The organism is Companilactobacillus ginsenosidimutans, from assembly GCF_001050475.1.
GTDB classification, from domain to species: domain Bacteria; phylum Bacillota; class Bacilli; order Lactobacillales; family Lactobacillaceae; genus Companilactobacillus; species Companilactobacillus ginsenosidimutans.
Window position 1 is genome coordinate 108408 of sequence record NZ_CP012034.1, and the last position, 22772, is coordinate 131179.

Genomic DNA, 22772 nt, shown 5'->3' on the forward strand with positions numbered 1-22772 from the left:
GATGAATAAAATGGCAGAACACAACGGATTGAGAAGAGTTATACAAGAATCAGTACCAGGAAAACAGATTACATTAGCTCATGTTATCGCTATGCCTGATACAAAAATCTTAAGAAGTATTGGAATCGATGAAACTGATATTTCTATTGGTATAATTACCATAACGCCACCTGAAGCGGCAGCTATCATTTCTGATATTGCCAGCAAAGCAGGAGATGTTAAAATTGCTTTTATCGACCGTTTTAGTGGTTCGGTTGTTTTAACTGGGGATGTCAGCTCGGTTGAGTCTGCCTTGAAAAAAGGTATCGATGCATTACATCAAAATCTAGGGTTCGATATCCCTGAAATAACAAAATCATAAAAAATAAAATGGTCACACTATTTCAGTGTGCCCTTTTATTTTTTTCTGGGGAAAATTATGAACAAACTAATCAAAAATTTCACTTTGAGTGTCAATAACCTGACTATTTTAATGTATTTAGTCAACATCATTTTCATTGCTTTAATCTTCAATAATCCATATATAACAATCGGCATTTTAATATGCTTACTGTTTACAAGTTGGTTAGTTAGAAAAGAAAAATTTGCCAACTTCATGAAGGGCTCGTTTTTAATTTTCTTATTGACGATGTTGTTCAATTTATTCATTAATCAAAATGGAACGACTGTGTTACTGAAATTGCCTTTAATTGTAGTTTCAACTCAGTCACTTACGAACGCATTTATCCTGGGAATTTCATTCATGAACATTTTGTGGTCGTTTTATATCTATGATGCGTTAACGCATACAAAATTGATTTTCGAAATCTTGTCTAATGTTTTCAAAAGTATAGCCATTATTTTTATCTTAACGGTCAAATTTATCCCTAAAATCATGGGAATATTCAATGATGTCAGACAACTATATAAATTCCGTAACAGTTCTCCTACAAGGAATAGCGGTTTCATTCAGAGAATTAAACAAGGCATGTATATGAATGAAATTGTCTTAAATAAGTCGATTGCTAACTTCATGAACATGTCTGACTCACTTATCAGTAAAGGGTACAATCAAAGGAGACAAAGTTTTGTGCATGAGAACAATAAGTTAAGCGACTTCATTTTGAGAACAATCGTCACAATTTCTATTATTTTTAATATTGTGATGATTACTCAAGGTATTGGGCAAGTTGATTTTGGATCTGGCAATGTTGATTTCCAATTTACTTGGTTAATAGGAATTATTATCTTGCTTAACCTCATCGCAATCTTGTATCCAATAATGATAGGAGAGTTTCATTACTTATGGTGGAAATCGTTCGTTTCGAGAACTACAGTTTCAAGTACTCCAACAGCTCAAAAGTATCGTTAAAAAATGTCAATTTGACCATAAATAAGGGTGACTTTGCACTTATCATTGGGAAAACTGGTAGTGGCAAAAGTACTTTACTTCGACAACTTAAACCAGAATTAGCTTTAGGAAAGTCGGTAGATGGTAAATTGACGTTGTTTGGCGGTGAAAATGACAATGATTTTAGTCACGTCGCATATATTTCGCAGTTTGTCGATAATCAAATGGTCACGGAAACTGCGCGAGATGAGTTCCATTTTGTTTTGGAAAATATGGGAGTAGATGCAGATCAAATCCATTCGAAAATTGCTGAAATTGCCAGTTACTTTGACATCGTCGACTTAATGGACCTTAAGGAAGATCAATTGTCCGGTGGTCAAAAACAAATCATTAATTTAGCTTCAGCATTAATTCTTAATCCAGATATTTTGTTGTTGGACGAACCCACGTCACAGCTCGATCCAATTACGTCAGAGAAATTTTTGCGAATGGTGGAAAAAATCAATAGCGATTTGAACATCACAATTATCTTGGTTGAGCATTCTATTGAGCAGGCGGTATTTTTCGTGAATCGTGTGGTACTGGTTGATAACGGAAGTATTGGCATGGATGAAAAAACTGACTCTGCATTGAGAAAATTATTTACGGAGCCTGATTTCAAAAATTATCTTCCTCAAACTGACAGATTATTTTTAGAAAGCCAGCTTGATGAAGTTTTTCCAAATGTAAAACTTCCGCTAACTAACAGAAGAATGAATCAGATAATTCAGCAACAATCGGATTATCTGAAGTATGAAGACCATATTTCGAGAAAAGGTAGTTCTTCTGAAACTGATGAACTAAGTGTTAAACGTCTGACATTTAGATTTGAGTTTAATGCCCGAAACATTTTGGATGATATTACTTTCAATCTGAAAAAGGGAAAGTCTTATGCGATTCTTGGACCCAATGGTGTCGGTAAAACAACCTTGTTGCGTGTTATTACCAAACAACTAGAGCAGTTGAGTGGCACAGTTTTTATTGAAGGTCGTAAGACAAACAAGATGGGTCAAAAATTCTTTGATAAGTTGTTTATCTTACCTCAGAATCCCTCACTTTTGTTTGTTACAGATAGTGTTCAAGAAGAGATTTCTTATCAGTTACAACAATCAAATGAACAAGTTAATGATGATTTAGTTAATCAATATCTTGAAAAATTTCAACTTACAGAAATTAAAAATGTTAGTCCCTATGATATCAGTGGTGGACAACAAGAATATTTAGCATTAGTAATTGGATTAATTAAGAATCCGGAATTACTCATTTTGGATGAGCCGACTAAAGGGTTAGACCCTAATATGAAACAACAAGTTGCAAAAATGCTTCGCAACTATCAGGAACAAGGTGGAACGATATTAGCTAGTACCCATGATGTTTTGTTTTCTAGTAAATATTTCGACTTTGTTTCGTTAATGTTTGATGGTAGATTGGGAACTTTCGATCCACCAATCGAGTTCTTTCCAAATAAATATTTCTACACGACTGAAATCAACAAGGCGACGCGAGATCAATTTGCGCAAGCTTTGATATGGGAGGATATTGTTAAAAATGAATCGTAAGTTATGGCTATTATTAGTTGCATCAATTGTTATTTTGGTGCTATTAGATGCTTTGGGTAGTAAAAATTATTTACTACTGTCGTTTGTATTATTGTTCGTAACAATGGGAGTCTACTTTTGGAAATTTGAGAAGTCGGGGAAGAATTCTCGTGAGGTTGTATTCATCGCAATAATTTGTGCCTTGGCCGTTGCTGGACGAGTCGTTTTAGCGGCGTTTTCTTCAATGAAACCGGAATTATTCATTTTGATTCTGGGAGCACTGGTCAGTGGTCCTGAAACAGGATTTCTAATGGGAACGATTATTGCCTTGGCTTCAAATATGTATTTTGGACAGGGAGCATGGACTCCTTGGCAAATGTTTTCACTGGGAATTGTCGGAATTATTTCCGGTTTAATGGCGAATAAAAAAGTCTCTATTTGGGTAATAACAGCGTGGGGATTTGTATCTGGATTCTTGTATGGCTGGATAATGGATATCTATTTTATTTTAGGCTTTGTGAAACCGATTACACCCAAAAGTTCAATAGCCGCATTAGTTGCTAGTTTTCCGTTTGATGTCACACATGCAATATTTACAGCAGTTTTGTTACTGCTATTAGGAAAAGCCTGGATGAAGATCTTTCAAAGATACCGGGCTAAGTATGATTTATTTAATAATCAGCAGGAGTGAGAAATATGAAAAAAGCATTTTTGGTTGGTGCCGTGGGCTGCGGTAAAACTACTTTCAAACAAGTAATGATGAATGAGAAGCGTAGTTACGATAAAACTCAGGCAATTGAATATTTTAATAACTTGATTGACTCACCAGGTGAGTTTACTGAGCATCGCCGTATGTACTCAGCCTTGAATGTGACCGCAAATGCTTCTGATGTCGTGGTAATGATGCAAAGTGTTATTGACCACCGCCAGGTATTTTCTCCGGGATTCGCACAGATGTTTTTAAAACCATCAATTGGTGTTGTCACCAAAATTGATTTGGCAGAAAAGGATTCTGATATCGAGTTTGCCAAGAATCAGTTGATATTAGCAGGCGCTCATAAGATTTTTTATATTTCCAATGTGGAGGATCCATCTCCAGAAAATGAGATTCAAGCTTTAATTGATTACTTGAAAGAGGATGTGGTTAAAAAATGAAACCGACAGAAAAAGACGTATTGAATGACATCACAACTTGGATTTTGTCGGCAAATAAATATGTCCATGAGCATCTAAATTCTATTAATGATATTCGTTCTAAGTCAGGTGAATATGACTTAGTTACTAGTATTGATGACGCAGTTGAACAAATGCTCGACAAAAATATTTCCGATAAGTATCCAGAATCACTAATAATTGGTGAAGAGAAAAAGGAAAAAGATTATTCCCAAATCAATAATGGATTAGTATTTTTCGTTGATCCAATTGATGGAACACTTAACTTGGTTAAAAAGCACGATTGTTTTGCAATTATGATTGGTGTTTATTACGACGGGGAGCCCCTGTGTGCCGGTATTATGGACGTTATGAATAATGAGTTGTACTGGGGTGGAATGGAAACTGGTGTCTATTGTAATGACACTAAATTAAATCCTGCTGTCGACTTACCTTTAAGAGAGGGATTGGTTGGTGTTTCTTGGCGTCAATTCTTGAAGAATGCCTTCGAAGAAATTCGAATTGCCAAGAACAGTGCTGGAATCAGAGTTATGGGTAGTGCCGGATTAGAGTTTGTCGAAGTAATTACTGGTAAACATATCGCATATTTAGCTTCATTAAATCCTTGGGATATAGCTGCTGGGAATGTTTTAGTTCAAGCACTAGGTTACAGAATTAGTAGTGTTAATGGTAATTCAATCAACCTTGCCAAAGTGAACCACATTATGGTTGCTAATCCACAAACTTATCGTGATATTAGAAAAATTCAAGCTTATTAGGAGTCCAAATATGAAAATCTACACCCGAACAGGCGATAAAGGTAAGACGAGAATTATTGAACACGATGTCCTATATAAGTCAGACAAAAGAGTTGAATCATATGGAACAATCGATGAATTGAATTCTTTTGTAGGTTTAACAATTTCTGATTTATCTGAAAAAACAATGGTATTTCGTGAAGAATTATTCGAGATACAACAGCTACTATTTGACTGCGGGTCTGATTTAGCTAAGTCGCCAACTCAGACTAAGCGGCCTTTTGTTTTCACTGCAGACAACCACGCAACTGAGTGGTTGGAATCGAGAATTGATGAATATACAAAAGAATTACCGAAAGTTCAGAAGTTCATATTGCCAGGGGGATGTAAGACGGCATCGAATCTCCATGTTGATCGAACTGTCACCAGAAGAGCGGAGCGTTCAATTGTTGATTTGATGCAAGATGAACCTATCAACGAAGAGGTTTTAAAATTCATTAATCGATTGTCAGATTGTTTTTTCACTTTGTCACGTTATGCGAATGTCTTAGAGGGCAGCGATGAAGTTGAATATCGTAACAGTAAAATTATTTTTAGATAATAAATTTTAGGGGAGCACCATATGAACAACACACGTATTAAGAAATTAACTTTTACCGCAATTATTTTAGCTTTATGTATCGTAGGTGCCAATATCAAAATAATGGGTTCAGTAGCCTTAGATTCATTTCCAGCCTTTTTTGGAGCCTTAGCATTAGGACCTGTTGCTGGTGCCTTTCTAGGATTATTTGGACATTTAGTGTCAGCGCTTTTATCAGGATTTCCATTAACTTTACCAGTTCATTTAATAATTGGTTTTTGCATGATGGTAACAATGGCAGTTTATGCATTAATTCGTCGTGGTAAACGTGCATTGGATTGGAAATATATTATTCTTTCCGATGTTGTAGCATACGCATTAAACGTTCCTTTGGAATTAGTTTTGTTATACCCAATTTTAAAACAAGCAGTTTATGTTTACTTTACTCCACTCACAATTGCAGCAATCGTCAACATTATTTTGGCTGAAGTAGTATTCATTTTATTGAAGAAACGTTTCCCAAGAATTTTGGATATTTTCAAAAGTGAGGACAAAAAATAATGTCTCAAGTTAAGCATGGAGGATACGGTCGAGAGCTATCTTCAACAGTTCCAATTGTTGATTTTAGTGCAAATATTAATCCCTTGGGCGTTCCAGAAACACTAATTAGTAGTATAAAAAAGTCACTTCCAAACTTGATTTACTATCCAGATGTCGAATATAAGAATTTGCGTAAAGATTTGGGTGATCTCTATAATTATGATCCTGAGAAAATATGGGTCGGTAATGGTTCAGTTGATTTGATTTTTAATATCATTGAAATCTTGGAATCAAAACATGCTTTATTGTTGGCACCAACTTTTGGAGAGTACGAGCATGCATTTTCTAAAAGTGGGGCGGAAGTACTTCATTATTATCTTCAAGAAGAAAATGATTTTAACTTAGATATGAACAAATTTATCGACTACTTAAATAATCATCACGAAATCGATACGATTTGTCTATGTAATCCAAATAATCCAAGTGGAACGTTGGTCAGTAAATTTGCCATCGACCACTTAGCACATTATTGCCAGGATCGCGGTATTTGGTTGATTGTTGATGAAGCTTTCAACGAATTTATTGCCAAGAAATCTGATTACACTTTTGTCGATAAAATTGACGAAGACGACAATGTTGTAATTATCAAATCTTTAACAAAATATTTTGCAATTCCAGGCTTACGTTTAGGTATGGCTTTGTTGCCAAATAAACAATTTCTAAATACTTTAGTGGATTACTGTGAACCTTGGTCGGTCAACACATTTGCTGCTGAATTAGGACCTGAAGTGTTTAATGATAATGAATATGCCAAAGCTACTGCAAATTGGTTGTCAGCCGAAAAGTCATATTTAGAATCGGAATTATCTAACATTTCTCAAATTAAGATGTATCCCTCTGCAGTTAACTATTACTTATTGAAATGTGATTCCGTTGATTTATACAAAGAGTTGCTTAATAAGGGTATTTTAATCCGAAATTGTGACAACTATCTCGGCTTAGAAAATGGTTACTATCGAATTGCTGTGAAATCTCATGAAGAAAATCAGCAATTAGTTAGACAATTACAAGATCTATTTAGGAGTTAACTATGAAGAAATTTTTAATTGCAGGGGCAACGAGTGGTGTTGGTAAAACTAGTGCAACGCTAGGAATTATTTCAGCGTTAGTGCAACGCGGGTATTCAGTCCAGCCTTACAAAGTCGGTCCTGACTATGTTGATACGAAATTTCATAGTCGTGTTTCTGGCCATGCATCACGTAACGTCGATGATTATTTAATTCCTGACGATGATACCTTGAAGTATTTGTTTGAAAAAGATACTCAGGATATCGATCTTGGTATCGTCGAAGGCGTTATGGGTTTATACGATGGATTAGGCAGCGATAAGGATGCTCATTCAACAGCCTCTATGGCAAAAAAATTAGACTTACCAGTGATTTTAATTGTCAGTGGAAAATCTATTTCAACCTCAACTGCGGCCGTGGTTAAGGGTTTTGTGGACTTTGATTCGGAAGTAAATATTGCTGGCGTAATCATCAATAATGTTATGAGTGAAAATCACTTTAACTTAATCAAAGCTGCTGTTAATCGTTATTGCCCTAATACTCCAGTACTTGGATACATGAAATTTAATAAAGAACTTGAATTACCTTCAAGACAATTGGGACTAGTACCTGATGATGAAGTCGATTCAGTTGATAAAAAGATTCAAGGATTATCAAAAATCGTTTCTGAAACGATTGATTTAGACGCCATTTTAAAACTTGCTAGTTCCAGTAAACTCGAGTATCAAGGTACATTTGAAAATGAAATAAATAAGCTTCATCCCAACAAAATTTCCATAGGAATTGCTAAGGACGAAGCTTTTAATTTCTATTATCGAGATAATTTAGAATTGCTGGAAAATCTTGGAGTAAAACTTGTCCCATTCAGTCCAGTTGCTGACAAATCTTTGCCCGATGTAGATGCGTTATGGCTGGGTGGTGGATATCCTGAAGAAAAATCGCAACAGTTAGCCGACAATACTTCGATGAAGCAACAAATTCGTGACTTCTCAAATGCTGGTAAGCCTATTTTTGCTGAATGTGGTGGATTGATGTATTTGGGTAAAGACTTGAACAATGAAGATGGTAGTCGACATGAAATGGCTGGAATTTTTGATGGTTCAAGCCATATGACTAAACGACTGAGAAAATTTGGATATTGTCAGGCAATACCTGAACAAGACTGTTTCATCGGAATTAAGGGTTCCACTGTATATGGTCATGAATTTCACCATTCGACTTTCGAACCAAACTCGCCCGAGTCATTGAAAACAATTTTGACGATGGAAAAATATCGTGATGGCGTACTTGCCAGTACTTGGGTTGGTGGTTATCAATACAAGCACACGTTTGCTAGTTACTTACACATTCATTTTTACCAAAGTGTTGAGTTAGCTAAGGCAATTTTTAAGTCGATGGGAGTCCTATAAATGAATATCATTTTGATGACGATTTTCGGATTCATACTCGATCTGATTTTGGGGGATCCATACAGTTGGCCACATCCTGTCAAATTGATTGGTAAGTTCATTGACCATTTGGATAGAAAAATTGAATCCAATGAATATCCGGAAAAAGTTCAGTTTCAACTGGGAATTTGCCTCTGGATCACTGTTGTTGGTGTTACTGGTTTAGTGACGGGGTTAATCATGTATCTGGCTCATTTCAATTATTGGGTCTATATGATTATTGGAACTTATCTTGCTTACACAACTTTGTCGGTTAAAGGACTGGCATTTGAAGGTAGGAAAATAATCAAGTCACTAAAAAAGGAAGACATCAAAACAGCTCGCCACCAGCTTTCAATGATAGTTGGTCGAACAACTGATGATTTAGATGAGGAAGAAATTTCCAAAGCTACCATTGAAACAATTGCTGAGAATACCAGTGATGGTGTGATTGCTCCCTTATTTTATTTGTTGATTGGCGGTCCGGTTCTGGCAATGATTTATAAGGCAGTCAATACATTGGATTCGATGGTTGGTTATAAGAACAAGCGCTTTAAAAATATCGGTGAAGCATCTGCCAAAATTGATGATGTGTTTAATTTCATTCCTGCACGTCTGACCTGGGTATTAATGACCTTCACAACATTTGTCATGAGACTCAATTTTAAAGAGGCCTGGCAAGTTGGAAAACGTGATCACAATAAGCATCGCTCACCAAACAGTGCATATCCTGAATCTGTAGTCGCAGGTGCACTTGATCTGCAGCTTGGAGGTCCGCATGTGTATTTTGGTGATGTGGTTGATAAACCTTATATTGGTAACGATTCAGGTAAGACTGCCACAGTTGCTGATATACGAAAGACCATTCAGATTTTATATGTTACCGCTTGTATTACATTAGTTGTATTTTGTGCAATAAGATTAATTTTCGTTTAGGAGAATAACTTTGAAAGATAGAAAATACATTAAAATTCCCAACAAAATAACTGATAAAAGTTTTGAAATGATTCAAGACGAGATCAATGAAACTCGTCCTGATTATAAATTTAATTCTGAGATTGAAGCAGCCATTATCAAACGTGCAATTCACACAACCGCCGATTTCGATTACTTGGATACATTGAGTTTCACAGGGGATGCAATCAAAAAAGTTAAACATGTTTTAACTCATCAAGGTGTAATTTACACTGACACAACGATGGCGCTATCGGGAATCAATAAACGTAAGCTCGAAGAATTAGGCGTTCAATATCATTGTCTGATTGCTGAACCAGCAACCTTCAAACTGGCAGCGGACCGAGGTATTACTCGTTCGATGGCAGCTATTAAGTTAGCAGCACAGGATGATACTGAAAAAATGTTTGTTGTCGGCAATGCTCCAACAGCATTGTATAAGATCATTGATATGCAACAAGCAGGTAAGCTAGATGCAAAAGTTGTTATCGGTGTCCCAGTAGGTTTCGTTGAGGCTAAAGAAAGTAAAGTTGCTCTGGATGAAAGTGAAATTCCATCAATCGTAAATATTGATCGAAAAGGTGGAAGTAACCTAGCTGCAGCATTAGTTAATGCAATTTTGTACAACCTAGATATTATCGAAGGAGACTAGTCTTATGGTTGAAAAAAATGAACAAGTTTACGTTTACTATAACGGTAAGCGCCTTCGAAAAGGTTTTACTACGGGAACAACTGCTACCGCTGCTTCAGTCGCTGCTTTAAAAATTTTGTTAACCCAAAGTCCACTTGAGGAAATTACTGTTAATGCTGCCAATGGACAAGAGGCTGAATTTCAACTGGAAAGTGTTGAGTTCGATGAAAACAAAGCCAAAGTCGGGATTAAAAAAGATGGTGGTGATGACCAAGATGCAACTCATGGAATGATTGTCTATTCCACAGTCAATCTGAGGGATGATAATCAAGTCACTTTAGATGGTGGCGTAGGTATTGGTCGAGTCACTCAAAAAGGCTTGGCTAACCCTCCAGGGATGGCAGCTATCAATCCAGTTCCACGAAAGATGATTAAGCAGTCAGTTCGAGACATTCTCGGAGAAAACCGTGGTGCTGATGTCGTTATCTCGGCGCCAGAAGGTGTTGATATTGCAAAATTAACTTACAATCCCAAATTGGGAATTGTTGGTGGCGTTTCGATTTTAGGAACAAGCGGTATCGTCACACCAATGTCTGAAGAGAGTTGGAAGCATTCAATTTCCATCGAAATGAATATTCATCGAGAACGCGGCGATGATGAAATCATTTTGACACCGGGAAACTATGGCGAAGATTTCACTAAAAATGTGCTCGGACTACCACTAGATAAACAAGTTCAGATGAGTAACTTCGTTGGTTATGTGCTGCATGAAGTTCAGCGTCTAGGATTTAAACGTGTCTTAATGGTTGGTGACTTAGGCAAGTTTATCAAAGTAGCTGGTGGCATCTTTTCAACACACAGTAAAGATGCCGATGCCAGGGCAGAAATAATGGTCGCAAATCTGGCTTTGTTAGGAGCACCTCAACAATTAATCAACGATGTTTATAACAGTCTGACGACTATCTCAATGGTTGACTATATCGACAAAGCTGGCTATCAAAAAGTTTATCAACAAATTGTTGATCGAATTAAGTATCGTTCTGAGAAATTACTAGCACATAGACAACCACAAGTTGAAATTGATGCAGTAATTTTCTCTGGTCAAAAATTTCTAGCAGCTACTGACAGTCTGGAGAATATTAAGGAGAACTGGAAATGATTACAGTTGCCGGTATTGGACCAGGGTCAGAAGATTTAATGATAAACAAAGTTTCTCGAGTTGTTGAGGATGCTGATTTAGTGATTGGTAGTCAGAGACAATTAGAACTTTTTCAAATCGATGATGCTAAGAAAATGGTATTGCCTAAATTGATGGTGCTCAAAGATTTCTTACTTAAAAATATTGACCAAAATATTGTGCTGCTTGCATCAGGTGACCCATATTTATACGGCATTGCCAATTGGATCAAGCGTGAGATCGACAATCAAGAAGTTGAAGTAATTCCCGGAATTAGCTCAATTCAATATTTGTTCAACCGGGTAGGTATTCCGATGAATGATAGCTATTTAACTAGTAGCCATGGTCGGATACCTGATTTCGATTTTTTACTGCAACATAAAACAATTTGCATGGTGACAGATGACAAGATCGGACCATATCAAATTGCCCAAGAGATCAAGCAACGGCAACAACATCGAACAATTTTTATTGGTGAGAATTTAAGCTACCTTGGCGAAACTATTACTAAAACAAATGAAAAAGATATTAAGAATCGAAAATACAAAATGAATGTGGTGTTGATTACCGATGAAGGATGACTTATTTATTCGCACAAAGGTGCCAATGACTAAAGCAGAAGTTAGAAGCATTAGTCTTGATAAACTGCAATTACAAGGCAAGAAGACGTTTTTAGATATTGGTTCGGGAACTGGTAGTGTCAGTATGCAAGCGGCTCTCGAATATCCAGATTTACAAATAACAGCTTTAGAAAAGAATCTCGATGCAATTGATATTAATCAAAAAAATATCAATCATTTCGGGATCCAAAACATTGATTTGAAAGTTGGGAATGCTCCAGCAGATTTACCTAATAAAAAGTTTGATGGAATATTTGTTGGGGGATCTGGTGGTGAGCTTCCCAAGATAATTGATTATTCATATCAACATTTGAATGATCAAGGGATGCTTGTTTTGAATTTCATATTGAACGAGAACGCATTTGAAGCTATCCAGTATTTGGAAAAATCAGAATTCATCGATTTAGATGTCATCCAAGTTGCTGTTTCAAAATGGCATCAACTTGGCAAAGGGCACTACTTCAAGCCACAAAATCCAACTATCATAATTAGTGCACAAAAGGGAGAAAACAACTAATGGCAATTGTAAGTTTTGTAGGAGCGGGTCCTGGAGATCCAGATTTAATCACTTTAAAAGGTTACAAGAAATTACAATCAGCAGACGTCGTGATTTACGCTGGTTCACTGGTAAATAAGCAATTATTAGACTATTGCAAAAAAGATGCAGAAATTTACAACAGTGCTGAGATGGATCTACCAGAAATCATTGACCGCATGGATATATCTGTAAAAGCAGGTAAAGATGTTGTTCGTTTACAAACTGGGGACTTTTCAATTTACGGTTCAGTCCGTGAACAAATTGAAGAAATGAAGAAAAAGGACATACCGTTTGATTTCGTACCCGGTGTAAGTTCATTTCTTGGAGCTGCCTCACAAATGGGTGTTGAGTACACTGTTCCAAAGATTTCGCAAAGTGTCGTTATTACCAGAATGTCTGGACGTACTCCTGTCCCAGAAAAAGAATCAATTCAGTCATTTGCTAAACATCAAACATCAATGATAATTTTCCTTTCAGTTCAAGGTGTCCGAAAAGTTGTCCGTGAATTGCTTGAAGGTGGTTATCCAGAATCAACACCAGCTGCCGTAATTTATAAAGCAACTTGGCCAGATGAGAAAATTGTTGAAGGTACGCTAGCAGATATTGGCGACAAGGTTAAAGAAGCTCACATCACTAGAACTGCTCTAATTATGGTCGGCGAGTTCCTCGGTGACGAGTACAATTACTCACATCTCTACGACCCAACCTTTACTACTGGCTTTAGAAAAGGTAAGAAAGATGTCACAAAATAAATCAAAAATTGCAATAGTATCAATTACAAATACAGGCACTAAACTAGGTGCCTCTGTGAAAAAAGTTTTGTCAGATCATGATGTCTTACTCTACGCACCATCAAGAATTGCTGATGCCAATGTCGATGTCTCAATCGAAAAAGGTGAGTTTACAACAACTGTTCAAAACTTATTTACAGAAATGGACTGTCTAATTTTAATTATGGCAACGGGAATTGCAGTTAGAACAATTTCCCCAGTCATAGAAGACAAGACGACCGATCCAGCTGTTTTAGTAATCGATGAATTAGGTAAGCACGTAATCAGTTTATTGTCAGGACACGTTGGTGGAGCCAATGAATGGACGACTCAACTTTCTGAACAATTAGGTGCTGATCCAGTAATAACAACGGCAACGGACACTGAGAAGGTGGCTTCAATCGATGTGTTGGCCAAACGACTTAATGCCTGGTATCCCAATTTTAAAGAAAATACCAAACTAATTAATCGCAAACTGGCTGAACACGAAAAAGTATATTTGTATGTTGAAGACTATTTCTTAAATGAAATTCCAACTTTGAATGGCTTTACAAAGATACCTAAAGATGAAATTTCTGAATCTGATGACGCACCAATTGTCATAGTTTCAGATCAAACCGACTTTGAGAAACACGACAATGTTATTCATGTCGTTCCTAAGTTGAACGCTTTAGGTGTTGGTTGTCGTAAGAATGTTACTTATGAAATGATGCAGACAAATTTTGCATTATTTATGAGCATGCATCATTTAGCGTGGGATTCAATTGCAGTTATCGCTTCAATAGATGTCAAACAAAATGAAGCTGCTATTCAATATCTTGCCAACACATTACATGCCGAAACTGAATTTCATTCAGCTGAGGAATTATCCGAAGTGGATATTAATTATCCATCTTCAGAGTTTGTTAAAAAAACAGTTGGTGTTGGAAATGTGGCTTCGTCGTCAGCTAATTTTGTCAGTGGAAATGTCGTTTCAATTGAACAATTTAAAGGAAAAGAAATCACCATGGCCTTGAGCCATAAATAATGGAGGAATCATATGTTATACGTTATTGGAATTGGACCAGGATCAAGAGAATTAATGACTCAAGAAGCTATTGACGCCATCGATAAAGCTCAAGTTATCGTCGGTTATAAAACATATTTGGCTATCGTTGCTGACATGATTGGTGACAAACCAACTATTAGTAATGGTATGCGTGGAGAAATTGAACGCTGTGAAAAAGCTATTGATGAAGCTGAGAAGGGGCAAGATGTCGCAATTATCTCGAGTGGGGATGCCGGAATTTATGGTATGGCTGGACTGATCTTAGAATTAGTCGATAAGCGTGATAGTGATATTAAAGTAAAAATTATTCCTGGTGTAACTGCCAGTATCGCAGCTGCCGCTCAACTTGGTGCGCCATTAATGAACGATTTTTGTCACATTAGTTTAAGTGATCATATGACTCCTTGGGATGTTATCCAAGACAGAATTGACGCTGCTGCTAAATCTGATTTCGTTATATGTTTGTACAACCCTCGTAGTCGTGAACGTCCAACATTGTTACGTGAGGCCTTGAATATCATTACTAAATACAAGTCCGAAGATACAGTGGTTGGTATTGGTAAAGACGTCGCACGTGAGAACGAGATTGAAAAAATCACAACTATCAAGGATTTAGATGAAACTGAAATTAATATGACAACAATTGTTATTGTTGGAAACAAACATACTTATGAATCACATGGAAAAATGATTACTCCTAGAGGTTATGAAAAGAGGCTATAATTTATGATTTTAATGATGGGTGGAACTACTGAAAGCCTACAAATAGCTGATTTTTTGGAGGAGAGTCACGTTGATTTTATTATTTCAGTTGTCTCACAATACGGTGCTGACTTAGCGTTGAAACATCATGATAAGGTAAATGTTGCCGCCATGGATACTAATCAATTGGTTGAATTCATTCACAATAATGACATCAATTTAATTCTTGACGCCACACATCCATTTGCCAAAGTTGCATCGCAAAATGCTATGGATGCTGTCAATCAAACAGGTATCAAGTACATTCGCTTCGAGCGTCAAAATACTTATGAGAATGACAAAAATATTGTCTTGATGGAGGATATTGATCAAGTTTGTAATGCATTGAATAAGACTACTGGCAACGTTTATCTCACTACTGGTAGCAATACTATTGGGGACTATATCGATAGACTAGGGGTTGACCGAATTCACGTCAGAGTGCTTCCTGTTACTCGTGTGATGGAAAAGTTGACGAGGTTAAATGTTCCAGCAGATCGAATTGATGGGATGCGCGGTCCTTTTGAAAAAAGTTTGAATATTGAACTACTCAAACACGCTAATGCGACAGCTTTGGTTACTAAAGAGAGCGGCAAACAGGGTGGTATTAATGAAAAAATTGAGGCTTGCCAAGATTTGAATATTCCTTGTTATATCATCAAGCGTCCTAAGCTAGATTATCCGGTAGAAGTTGACAATCTGGCTGATTTAAAAACGAAAATGGAGGAACTAGCATGAGTAATGGCTTAGTTTCACTAGTTGGAGCAGGTCCTGGTAATCCAGAACTGCTAACTATTAAAGGCAAAAGAAGAATCCAAGAGGCTGATGTAGTCATGTTTGATCGACTAATTGATCCCTCTATTTTGTCGTATGCTAGTTCAGACGCTGAACTAATAAATGTTGGTAAATTACCTCATCATCATAAAGTTAAGCAGTCTCAAATCAATCAGATGTTAGTTGATTTTTCCCTTGAAGAGAAAAAAGTTGTTCGTCTAAAAGCTGGAGATCCGTTTGTCCTCGGACGTGGTGGTGAAGAAGCACAATTCTTGAAGGTAAATGGAATAAATTTTGAAATTGTACCTGGTTTAACTAGTGCAATTGCTGGATTAGCTGCTGCTGGAATTCCTGTAACTCATCGAGATTATGCTTCAAGTTTCCACGTTATTTCCGCTCATTTAAAAAAAGAAAATGGCAGTTTAGATTGGCCTAACATTGCACATCAAGAAGGAACTCTGATTTTCTTGATGGGAATGGAAAATCTTGATTTGATTGTCGGACAACTTTTAAAAAATGAGAAATCTGCAGATACACCTGTAGCAATTATTCAGTGGGCTAGTCAGTGGCGCCAAAGAGATTTGACTGGAAACTTGGATAATATCCAAGCAAAAGTTCAGAAATCCGGAATTGGTTCGCCAAGTATCATCGCTGTTGGGGATGTCGTGAAGTTACACGACGAAATCAATACAGTATTACCACTTTTCGGTAAAAGAATATTAGTAGCAGATAATGGTTCAAAACGACTGATTAATGGTCTTCGTGATAATGGCGCTAGTGTTGTCACATATCGTCGTGGAACCAATGAAAAGACTATATTTGATATTGGAAAGATTTTGAATTATGAAAATATTTTCTTCGAAAACTTTCCAAGTTTTGAAACATTCATCGATGAATTAAATGAGAAGAATCGTGATATCAGAACAATAGGGGACACTCGACTTTTGGTCAAGTCAACAAAGCTTGCCAAAATGATCAAGGATACCGGAATTATTGTCGACGATGTTATTGATGCAGAAGAACTAGCAGTGCTCGATAATGTGGCAATCATCGGAGGAGCTGGTTCACACAACCTTGGAAAAGATAACTTTTTCAAAATTTATCAACGAAATACTTCATCCAATAACAACTTAGATTTCGACACTTATACAGAAATGTTATTTATTAGCAAGGTTGCTGTGACTGATTTGATGGACAGTATTGATGTTGAACAAGCTGAGTCGATTAAATCAATTAAGGCTCTCGCAATGGGTGAGTCTGTTCAAGAATTGTTATTGAGTCAGGGTTTCACCAACGTAAAACTTGTTACACCAAAAACAAATGAAGTTATTAATGACCTTTTGGAAGGAAAAATTTAAATGAAAAAAACTGCCATTTTAGTTGTCAGCTTCGGGACGACATACGCTGACACTCGTAAAAAGACGATTGAGGCAACTGAGAATGCAATTGCTAAGAAATTCCCAGACGCTGATGTTTTCCGTGCCTTTACCTCAAACATTGTATTGAAACGGATTAAAGAAAATGAAGGCATTTCAATCGATACACCACAGGTTGCAATTGAGAAGATTCGCTCACTTGGATATCAAGAATTGTACGTTCAATCACTCCACATCATTCCTGGACATGAATATCATTTGATCGTTAAATCGTTGAAATCATATGCAGACGACTTCGAAAAATTTGTGATTGGTAAACCACTATTGACAAGTTTAGTTGATTATCGTGGTGTCAAAGATTATTTGATTGGAATGAAATCTTTAGCACCTGATGAAGGTGTCTTATTCATGGGACATGGAACAGCAACGGATATTGCCTTTACAGCGTATGGTTGTTTAGATCACATGTTAATGGGAACTCGCAACTATCTAGGAACTGTTGAAAGTTTGTCTGACCTAAAAATGGAAATGGCTCGCATGAAACAAGATGGCATCAAAAAAGTTCATTTATATCCATTCATGCTAGTTGCTGGAAATCACGCAAATAAAGATATGGCTTCAGATAATGAACATTCATGGAATTCAATTTTACAAAAAGAGGGATTCACGACTGAGACTCATTTAGTAGGTTTAGGTGAATCAGAATTCATTCAAAATCAATTTGCTAAACACTTGCGTCATGCAATCAGAGGTGTTGAGAATGACTAAATTTTTTGGAATCGGCGTTGGCCCTGGTGACAGTGACTTGATGACTGTTAAAGCAACTAAAGCAATCAAAGAACTCGATATTCTCTATACGCCGATTGCGCGTAAAGGGATGAAGAGTACAGCTTTAAGGATTGCTACACCCTTTGTTGACGACTCACTTGAAATTAAAGAACGCAAATTTCCAATGACCAAAGATGCTGATGAGCGTCAAAAAAGTTGGCAATTAGTGGCTGATGAAGTAATTGCCGATGTTAAGTCTGGCAAAAATGTTGGGATGTTAACTCTAGGTGATCCATCTGTTTACAGTACTTTTAGCTACATTCAAAAATTGGTTGAATCTCAAATTGAGATTGAAATTGTTGCTGGTATTTCATCTTTTTCACAAATTGCTGCTACGTTAAAACAACCACTGATGTTAGATGAAGAGAGCTTAACTGTAATACCTGCAACAAAACCAACAGAAGTTATCAGCAAATTCATTGACGATAATCAAAATATTGTAATTATGAAGATTTCAGCAAAATTTGATGAGATTTTTGATTTATTAAATCAAAAAAGCTTGTTAAATAATGCCACAATCATTTCAAATGCTTCAATGGAAAACGAAAATATTATCCAAGTTTCAGAATTGACAAAACAAGCGGAAATTCCATATTTTTCGACTATGATTATAAAAAAGTAAAACGTTTTCACTAAAATGTGAAAGCATTATCAACCTTTTGTTTAATATTTTTACTTTATAGCTTTATCAGCTTAATATTCTGGTAATATCGAAAATTTTAAATCATACTAATAAAGTGTTCAAAAAATCACAATTTGAGGGTACATGTATGAGAAAAGTTTTTAGTCGCATCGGAGTTTTAAGCAAAGATTTTACCGTCCAATGTATGTTGGTTATGGCTGTCGGCTTTGCTATTGCACCTGGAACAGTCTATGCCATGCATATCATGGAAGGTATGTTACCCCCTAAATGGTGTATTTTCTGGTATGCAGTTAGTGCTCCATTTTTTATTTACGGTCTTTATAGATTGAAAAAAATCACACAAGATAGCAGACAGAAGAATACGAAGTTAATGTTTGCCTTGTGTGGGGCTTTTGTGTTTGTGCTCTCTTCACTGAAGCTTCCATCAGTAACTGGTTCGTCTTCACATCCAACAGGTGTTGGTTTGGGAACTGTAATGTTTGGGCCTGGAGTATTAGTAATTATGGGTGTCATCGTGTTGTTATTTCAAGCGCTGTTGCTAGCTCACGGTGGACTTACAACCTTAGGTGCTAATGCATTTTCAATGACTATAGTTGGGCCAATTATCGGCTACGTCGTGTTAATTATTTGTAAGAGATTACACGTTAATAAAAAAATCAGTATTTTTCTTTGTGCATTTTTTGCCGATATATCCACCTACGTGACAACAGCTAGTCAGTTGGCAATCGTCTTTCCTGATCCAAATCATGGGTTTTGGGGTGCCTGGTTGAAATTCATGGGTATTTACGCTGTCACGCAAATTCCTCTAGCAATTGCTGAAGGATTACTAACGGTTATCGTTTACAACTTGATCGTCAGCAATAAGCTTTGGTCAGAGGAGGGCACATTACTATATGAAAAATAAGAAGCAAAATATTATTTTGATAATATTAGTGATTTTACTCGTCACTGGTCCATTGATATTTGTTCAAAGTGGTCACTTTGGTGGTAGTGATGATAAAGGTACGGAACAAATTAAAAAGAATGACCCTAGTTATAAAGTTTGGGCACATCCACTCTGGACACCACCATCTGGTGAGATTGAAACGTTACTCTTTACACTTCAAGGAAGTTTGGGAACTGGTATCATTGCGTATATTTTTGGATATGCTCGTGGTAAGAACAAATCACAACGTGAAGCTGAACAACTAGCTGAAGAAGAGACGTCAAATCATGTTAGTGATTGATAAATATGCCTATGAAAATCGAATCGCAACTTATAACGCATGGTGGAAAATTCTGGTATTCATTATCGGTCTGGTTGGAGCATTTCAACCAATAATCTGGCTAAAATTTTTAACAATGTTAGTAATTTCAACTATCACAATCTATGTGACCGAAGTATCGGTTCATCGATATTTGAAATGGTTTTATCCAATCCTGCCATTTCTAATCCTTAGTATTATTGGAATTGTGGTCACAGTTGCCGCTAAACAAAGCGTAATGTTCTGGTCAATTCCAGTAGGTTCCTCATACTTAGGTATTTCGAAAGTTACACTGCATCAAGGATTGGTGCTTGGGGTTCAAGCACTCACAGCAATCGTGTGTACATATTTCTTGGCACTAACTACTCCATTTCAGCAGTTGATGAAAGTATTGCTGCAGTTACATTTGCCAAAATTATTTGTTGAACAAACAATGTTGATTTACCGTTTCATCTTTATTTTCTTAGATGAATGTATGCGAATATTTCATGCTCAACAACTGAGACTAGGCTATTCGGGATTTAAGAATTCACTTGAATCAGTCTCCATTTTGTTAAAGATGCTCTTTATGCAAGTTATGATCAAATATGAAGCAATGCAAAACAGCCTAGAGATGAAATTGTTCAACGGGGATTTTGATCTGAAATGAGGTTAATAAATGATTAAGTTGGAACATTTGAATTTCGGATATGACAGTAAATCCCTACAACTTGAAGATATTAATATTGATTTCGGAAAGTTTGGGCAGGCGATTGGACTTGTTGGTCCAAATGGTTCTGGTAAGTCAACGTTATTTAAAAATATTGTTGGCCTTGAGAAACCAACTTCTGGAAATGTTTTCTTTGATGGAAAACAGCTGAAGTACAACAACAAGAGCCTTAGACATCTGAGAACGCAGATTGGCATGGTTTTTCAAAATTCAGACAATCAAATTTTTTATCCCAATGTTCAAGAAGATGTAGCTTTTGTTTTACGTAATTTAAAATTAGACGAACAAACTATTCAAGAACGATTAGATTGGGTATTTAAGAGTTTAGATATTGAAGATTTACGAGATCGACCAGTTCAATATTTGAGCGGTGGTCAAAAGAAACGAGTTGCTATTGCAGGGATTCTAGTTATGAAGCCGAAATGGATTCTGATGGATGAACCTACAGCTGGACTCGATTTTGATGGTAAAGAACGTATGAAAGATTTAATCATACAAATGTTAAATGATGGCGAGCATTTAATTATTTCCAGCCATGACATGAATTTTATGTATGAGGTTTGTGATTATTTCTATGTTCTTAGTCACGGTAAGGTCATTACCGAAGGCAAGAAAGAACAAGTTTTTGAGGACGATAAAGCAATTCAAGAAGCAAAATTAGAGGTTCCTTACATTGTTAGGTTGCATCGTGAACTTGGATTTCCTCTATATGAGAATCAAGCTCAAATGTATGCAGACACAAATTTGAAGAATTATGTTTCAGGATATGGAGAAAAACTATGACTGCAAAATCAATAATGTTTCAAGGAACAGCATCAGATTCAGGTAAGAGCTGGATGGTTGCTGCTCTTTGTCGTTATTTGGCTCAAAGAGGCGATAAAGTCGTTCCTTTCAAGTCACAAAATATGGCATTAAATTCATATATTACTGCTGATGGACAAGAAATGGGACGTGCTCAAGTATTTCAAGCTGAAGCTTCCGGAATTTTGCCAGATGTCAGAATGAATCCTATCTTGTTAAAACCTTCAACCGACAGTGATTCACAAGTTGTTGTTAATGGAAAGGTGCTTGGCGACATGAGTGCTGCACAATATCAAGAATTCAAGCCACAACTTCGTGGTGAGGTTACTGATACATACAATAGTCTAGCTAATGAATATGATGATGTAATTCTTGAAGGTGCCGGTAGTCCAGCTGAAATTAATTTAAATAAACGCGATTTCGTTAATATGGGTATGGCAGATATTGCTGACGCACCTGTAATTTTAGTTGCTGACATCGATAAAGGTGGCGTTTTTGCATCTATTTATGGAACAATAAAACTGTTGCCTAAAAAGCACCAAAATAGAATTAAAGGAATTATTATTAACAAATTCCGTGGAGACGTTTCACTACTTCAAAACGGGAATGACATGATTGAAGATCTTACCGGTGTTCCAGTTCTTGGTGTAATGCCATATTCATCTGTTCAAATAGATGATGAAGATAGTGTTGCTTTAACGCGCAAGAATAAAGTAATGGACGTCTCAAAAGATTTGGACATCGTAGTTGTTGTGCTGCCTAAGATTTCTAATTTCACTGACTTTAACAGTCTGGCAATGCATCCAGATGTATCAGTTCGATATGCTACGAATGCCAATGAACTTGGAACACCAGATTTGGTCATTATTCCGGGAAGTAAAAATACTAATGAAGATTTAGCTTTCTTGAAAGAAACAAAATTTGACACAGCCATCCAAGCTTTACACAGTCGAGGAACTTTCATTTTTGGTGTTTGTGGTGGCTACCAGATTCTTGGTAAAAAATTGATTGATGCTAATGAAGTTGAGTCAGATATCGAAGAACAAGCTGGCCTTGGATTACTAAATACAACAACTTATTATGAAGACACCAAGACGACAACTCAGTCAAAAGCTACTATTGGTGACCTTAAACTTGACGGCTATGAAATTCATATGGGGCGCACAGTTCTTGATGAGGGGACTCAACCACTAGCTCATATTTATCAAACAAATGGTAATGAGACCGATCATATGGATGGCGCTGTAAATGATGACAAGACTGTTTACGGTACTTATCTTCATGGAATTTTCGACAATCCCGAATGGACCAGAGGTTACCTAAATCAGATTCGTGAGAGCAAAGGCTTGGGACCATTGAAGAACATTGTTGGTTCATTGAAGGATTTCAAGGAAACTCAATATGATGAATTAGCAAAAATTTTCACTGAAAACGTTGATGTTGACCGCATTCTGGAAATTATGGATGCGTCTGAAAAGGTGGAATAA

At 36.6% G+C, this 22772-nt stretch carries 27 protein-coding genes; all 27 read left to right on the forward strand.

Annotated elements, in window-relative coordinates; all coding sequences use genetic code 11:
* The first annotated feature begins 10 nt into the window (after positions 1-10).
* The 27 genes from ABM34_RS00625 (at position 11) to ABM34_RS00755 (ending at position 22772) form a co-directional block, all read left to right on the forward strand.
* Entirely contained in the window at positions 11-361 is a 351-nt protein-coding gene (locus ABM34_RS00625; RefSeq protein WP_048702457.1) for a BMC domain-containing protein, read from the forward strand.
* A 57-nt stretch (positions 362-418) separates the two neighbouring features.
* On the forward strand, positions 419-1351 hold the full coding sequence (locus ABM34_RS00630; protein WP_048702459.1) for an energy-coupling factor transporter transmembrane component T: 933 nt from the start codon (positions 419-421) through the stop codon (positions 1349-1351).
* Positions 1285-2928 (forward strand): ABC transporter ATP-binding protein, encoded by a 1644-nt coding sequence (locus ABM34_RS00635; RefSeq protein WP_048702460.1) that lies wholly within the window; start codon positions 1285-1287, stop codon positions 2926-2928. The genes ABM34_RS00630 and ABM34_RS00635 overlap by 67 nt, the downstream gene beginning before the upstream one ends.
* Positions 2918-3598 (forward strand): ECF transporter S component, encoded by a 681-nt coding sequence (locus ABM34_RS00640; protein WP_048702461.1) that lies wholly within the window; start codon positions 2918-2920, stop codon positions 3596-3598. Before ABM34_RS00635 ends, ABM34_RS00640 begins: the two co-directional genes overlap by 11 nt.
* Positions 3599-3603: 5 nt before the next feature.
* Complete coding sequence (locus ABM34_RS00645; protein ID WP_048702462.1) at positions 3604-4062, forward strand: EutP/PduV family microcompartment system protein; 459 nt, start codon at positions 3604-3606, stop codon at positions 4060-4062.
* On the forward strand, positions 4059-4838 hold the full coding sequence (locus ABM34_RS00650) for an inositol monophosphatase family protein (RefSeq protein WP_048702464.1): 780 nt from the start codon (positions 4059-4061) through the stop codon (positions 4836-4838). Before ABM34_RS00645 ends, ABM34_RS00650 begins: the two co-directional genes overlap by 4 nt.
* Positions 4839-4848: 10 nt before the next feature.
* The gene (locus tag ABM34_RS00655; protein WP_048702465.1) at positions 4849-5418 is read left to right on the forward strand and encodes a cob(I)yrinic acid a,c-diamide adenosyltransferase; all 570 of its coding nucleotides are present in this window, start codon (positions 4849-4851) and stop codon (positions 5416-5418) included.
* Positions 5419-5439: 21 nt separating this feature from the next.
* Positions 5440-5958: an ECF transporter S component gene (locus ABM34_RS00660; protein ID WP_048702466.1), complete on the forward strand. Its 519-nt coding sequence runs from the start codon at positions 5440-5442 to the stop codon at positions 5956-5958.
* Entirely contained in the window at positions 5958-7025 is a 1068-nt protein-coding gene (locus ABM34_RS00665; protein WP_048702467.1) for a pyridoxal phosphate-dependent aminotransferase, read from the forward strand. The genes ABM34_RS00660 and ABM34_RS00665 overlap by 1 nt, the downstream gene beginning before the upstream one ends.
* A 2-nt stretch (positions 7026-7027) precedes the next feature.
* Entirely contained in the window at positions 7028-8413 is a 1386-nt protein-coding gene (locus ABM34_RS00670) for a cobyrinate a,c-diamide synthase (RefSeq protein ID WP_048702468.1), read from the forward strand.
* Positions 8414-9367 carry an adenosylcobinamide-phosphate synthase CbiB gene (gene cbiB, locus ABM34_RS00675; RefSeq protein WP_048702469.1) on the forward strand — a complete coding sequence of 318 codons (954 nt, stop codon included), beginning with the start codon at positions 8414-8416 and terminating at the stop codon, positions 9365-9367.
* A 10-nt stretch (positions 9368-9377) separates the two neighbouring features.
* Entirely contained in the window at positions 9378-10037 is a 660-nt protein-coding gene (locus tag ABM34_RS00680; RefSeq protein WP_083988232.1) for a cobalt-precorrin-8 methylmutase, read from the forward strand.
* A gap of 4 nt (positions 10038-10041) precedes the next feature.
* Positions 10042-11175 carry a cobalt-precorrin-5B (C(1))-methyltransferase CbiD gene (cbiD, locus tag ABM34_RS00685; RefSeq protein ID WP_048702470.1) on the forward strand — a complete coding sequence of 378 codons (1134 nt, stop codon included), beginning with the start codon at positions 10042-10044 and terminating at the stop codon, positions 11173-11175.
* On the forward strand, positions 11172-11774 hold the full coding sequence (locus ABM34_RS00690; protein WP_048702471.1) for a cobalt-precorrin-7 (C(5))-methyltransferase: 603 nt from the start codon (positions 11172-11174) through the stop codon (positions 11772-11774). Before cbiD ends, ABM34_RS00690 begins: the two co-directional genes overlap by 4 nt.
* On the forward strand, positions 11764-12330 hold the full coding sequence (locus tag ABM34_RS00695; protein ID WP_048702472.1) for a decarboxylating cobalt-precorrin-6B (C(15))-methyltransferase: 567 nt from the start codon (positions 11764-11766) through the stop codon (positions 12328-12330). The genes ABM34_RS00690 and ABM34_RS00695 overlap by 11 nt, the downstream gene beginning before the upstream one ends.
* Positions 12330-13103: a cobalt-precorrin-4 methyltransferase gene (locus ABM34_RS00700; protein ID WP_048702474.1), complete on the forward strand. Its 774-nt coding sequence runs from the start codon at positions 12330-12332 to the stop codon at positions 13101-13103. Before ABM34_RS00695 ends, ABM34_RS00700 begins: the two co-directional genes overlap by 1 nt.
* On the forward strand, positions 13090-14148 hold the full coding sequence (locus tag ABM34_RS00705; protein WP_048702475.1) for a cobalt-precorrin 5A hydrolase: 1059 nt from the start codon (positions 13090-13092) through the stop codon (positions 14146-14148). The genes ABM34_RS00700 and ABM34_RS00705 overlap by 14 nt, the downstream gene beginning before the upstream one ends.
* Positions 14149-14160: 12 nt before the next feature.
* Positions 14161-14892: a precorrin-3B C(17)-methyltransferase gene (gene cobJ, locus ABM34_RS00710; RefSeq protein ID WP_048702476.1), complete on the forward strand. Its 732-nt coding sequence runs from the start codon at positions 14161-14163 to the stop codon at positions 14890-14892.
* Between the two features lie 3 nt (positions 14893-14895).
* A complete protein-coding gene (gene cobK, locus ABM34_RS00715) occupies positions 14896-15648 on the forward strand; it encodes a precorrin-6A reductase (RefSeq protein WP_048702477.1) in 753 nt (250 codons plus the stop codon).
* Positions 15645-17042, forward strand: coding sequence for a uroporphyrinogen-III C-methyltransferase (cobA, locus tag ABM34_RS00720; protein WP_048702478.1), 1398 nt, complete (start codon positions 15645-15647; stop codon positions 17040-17042). The genes cobK and cobA overlap by 4 nt, the downstream gene beginning before the upstream one ends.
* Positions 17043-17828 carry a sirohydrochlorin cobaltochelatase gene (locus tag ABM34_RS00725; RefSeq protein ID WP_048702480.1) on the forward strand — a complete coding sequence of 262 codons (786 nt, stop codon included), beginning with the start codon at positions 17043-17045 and terminating at the stop codon, positions 17826-17828.
* A complete protein-coding gene (locus ABM34_RS00730; RefSeq protein WP_048702481.1) occupies positions 17821-18510 on the forward strand; it encodes a cobalt-factor II C(20)-methyltransferase in 690 nt (229 codons plus the stop codon). Before ABM34_RS00725 ends, ABM34_RS00730 begins: the two co-directional genes overlap by 8 nt.
* A 148-nt stretch (positions 18511-18658) precedes the next feature.
* Positions 18659-19435: an energy-coupling factor ABC transporter permease gene (locus ABM34_RS00735; protein WP_048702482.1), complete on the forward strand. Its 777-nt coding sequence runs from the start codon at positions 18659-18661 to the stop codon at positions 19433-19435.
* On the forward strand, positions 19425-19757 hold the full coding sequence (locus tag ABM34_RS00740) for an energy-coupling factor ABC transporter substrate-binding protein (RefSeq protein ID WP_048702483.1): 333 nt from the start codon (positions 19425-19427) through the stop codon (positions 19755-19757). Before ABM34_RS00735 ends, ABM34_RS00740 begins: the two co-directional genes overlap by 11 nt.
* Complete coding sequence (cbiQ, locus tag ABM34_RS00745; RefSeq protein ID WP_048702485.1) at positions 19744-20424, forward strand: cobalt ECF transporter T component CbiQ; 681 nt, start codon at positions 19744-19746, stop codon at positions 20422-20424. Before ABM34_RS00740 ends, cbiQ begins: the two co-directional genes overlap by 14 nt.
* A 9-nt stretch (positions 20425-20433) precedes the next feature.
* Positions 20434-21267, forward strand: coding sequence for an energy-coupling factor ABC transporter ATP-binding protein (locus ABM34_RS00750; RefSeq protein ID WP_048702486.1), 834 nt, complete (start codon positions 20434-20436; stop codon positions 21265-21267).
* The gene (locus tag ABM34_RS00755) at positions 21264-22772 is read left to right on the forward strand and encodes a cobyric acid synthase (protein WP_048702487.1); all 1509 of its coding nucleotides are present in this window, start codon (positions 21264-21266) and stop codon (positions 22770-22772) included. Before ABM34_RS00750 ends, ABM34_RS00755 begins: the two co-directional genes overlap by 4 nt.

Excerpts from the sequence above, each read along its gene's own strand:
- ABM34_RS00625 (WP_048702457.1), top strand. The coding sequence starts at position 11 with ATGGCAGAACACAACGGATTGAGAAGAGTTATACAAGAATCAGTACCA.
- ABM34_RS00630 (WP_048702459.1), top strand. The coding sequence starts at position 419 with ATGAACAAACTAATCAAAAATTTCACTTTGAGTGTCAATAACCTGACT.
- ABM34_RS00635 (WP_048702460.1), top strand. The coding sequence starts at position 1,285 with ATGGTGGAAATCGTTCGTTTCGAGAACTACAGTTTCAAGTACTCCAAC.
- ABM34_RS00640 (WP_048702461.1), top strand. The coding sequence starts at position 2,918 with ATGAATCGTAAGTTATGGCTATTATTAGTTGCATCAATTGTTATTTTG.
- ABM34_RS00645 (WP_048702462.1), top strand. The coding sequence starts at position 3,604 with ATGAAAAAAGCATTTTTGGTTGGTGCCGTGGGCTGCGGTAAAACTACT.
- ABM34_RS00650 (WP_048702464.1), top strand. The coding sequence starts at position 4,059 with ATGAAACCGACAGAAAAAGACGTATTGAATGACATCACAACTTGGATT.
- ABM34_RS00655 (WP_048702465.1), top strand. The coding sequence starts at position 4,849 with ATGAAAATCTACACCCGAACAGGCGATAAAGGTAAGACGAGAATTATT.
- ABM34_RS00660 (WP_048702466.1), top strand. The coding sequence starts at position 5,440 with ATGAACAACACACGTATTAAGAAATTAACTTTTACCGCAATTATTTTA.
- ABM34_RS00665 (WP_048702467.1), top strand. The coding sequence starts at position 5,958 with ATGTCTCAAGTTAAGCATGGAGGATACGGTCGAGAGCTATCTTCAACA.
- ABM34_RS00670 (WP_048702468.1), top strand. The coding sequence starts at position 7,028 with ATGAAGAAATTTTTAATTGCAGGGGCAACGAGTGGTGTTGGTAAAACT.
- cbiB (WP_048702469.1), top strand. The coding sequence starts at position 8,414 with ATGAATATCATTTTGATGACGATTTTCGGATTCATACTCGATCTGATT.
- cbiD (WP_048702470.1), top strand. The coding sequence starts at position 10,042 with ATGGTTGAAAAAAATGAACAAGTTTACGTTTACTATAACGGTAAGCGC.
- ABM34_RS00690 (WP_048702471.1), top strand. The coding sequence starts at position 11,172 with ATGATTACAGTTGCCGGTATTGGACCAGGGTCAGAAGATTTAATGATA.
- ABM34_RS00695 (WP_048702472.1), top strand. The coding sequence starts at position 11,764 with ATGAAGGATGACTTATTTATTCGCACAAAGGTGCCAATGACTAAAGCA.
- ABM34_RS00700 (WP_048702474.1), top strand. The coding sequence starts at position 12,330 with ATGGCAATTGTAAGTTTTGTAGGAGCGGGTCCTGGAGATCCAGATTTA.
- ABM34_RS00705 (WP_048702475.1), top strand. The coding sequence starts at position 13,090 with ATGTCACAAAATAAATCAAAAATTGCAATAGTATCAATTACAAATACA.
- cobJ (WP_048702476.1), top strand. The coding sequence starts at position 14,161 with ATGTTATACGTTATTGGAATTGGACCAGGATCAAGAGAATTAATGACT.
- cobK (WP_048702477.1), top strand. The coding sequence starts at position 14,896 with ATGATTTTAATGATGGGTGGAACTACTGAAAGCCTACAAATAGCTGAT.
- cobA (WP_048702478.1), top strand. The coding sequence starts at position 15,645 with ATGAGTAATGGCTTAGTTTCACTAGTTGGAGCAGGTCCTGGTAATCCA.
- ABM34_RS00725 (WP_048702480.1), top strand. The coding sequence starts at position 17,043 with ATGAAAAAAACTGCCATTTTAGTTGTCAGCTTCGGGACGACATACGCT.
- ABM34_RS00730 (WP_048702481.1), top strand. The coding sequence starts at position 17,821 with ATGACTAAATTTTTTGGAATCGGCGTTGGCCCTGGTGACAGTGACTTG.
- ABM34_RS00735 (WP_048702482.1), top strand. The coding sequence starts at position 18,659 with ATGAGAAAAGTTTTTAGTCGCATCGGAGTTTTAAGCAAAGATTTTACC.
- ABM34_RS00740 (WP_048702483.1), top strand. The coding sequence starts at position 19,425 with ATGAAAAATAAGAAGCAAAATATTATTTTGATAATATTAGTGATTTTA.
- cbiQ (WP_048702485.1), top strand. The coding sequence starts at position 19,744 with ATGTTAGTGATTGATAAATATGCCTATGAAAATCGAATCGCAACTTAT.
- ABM34_RS00750 (WP_048702486.1), top strand. The coding sequence starts at position 20,434 with ATGATTAAGTTGGAACATTTGAATTTCGGATATGACAGTAAATCCCTA.
- ABM34_RS00755 (WP_048702487.1), top strand. The coding sequence starts at position 21,264 with ATGACTGCAAAATCAATAATGTTTCAAGGAACAGCATCAGATTCAGGT.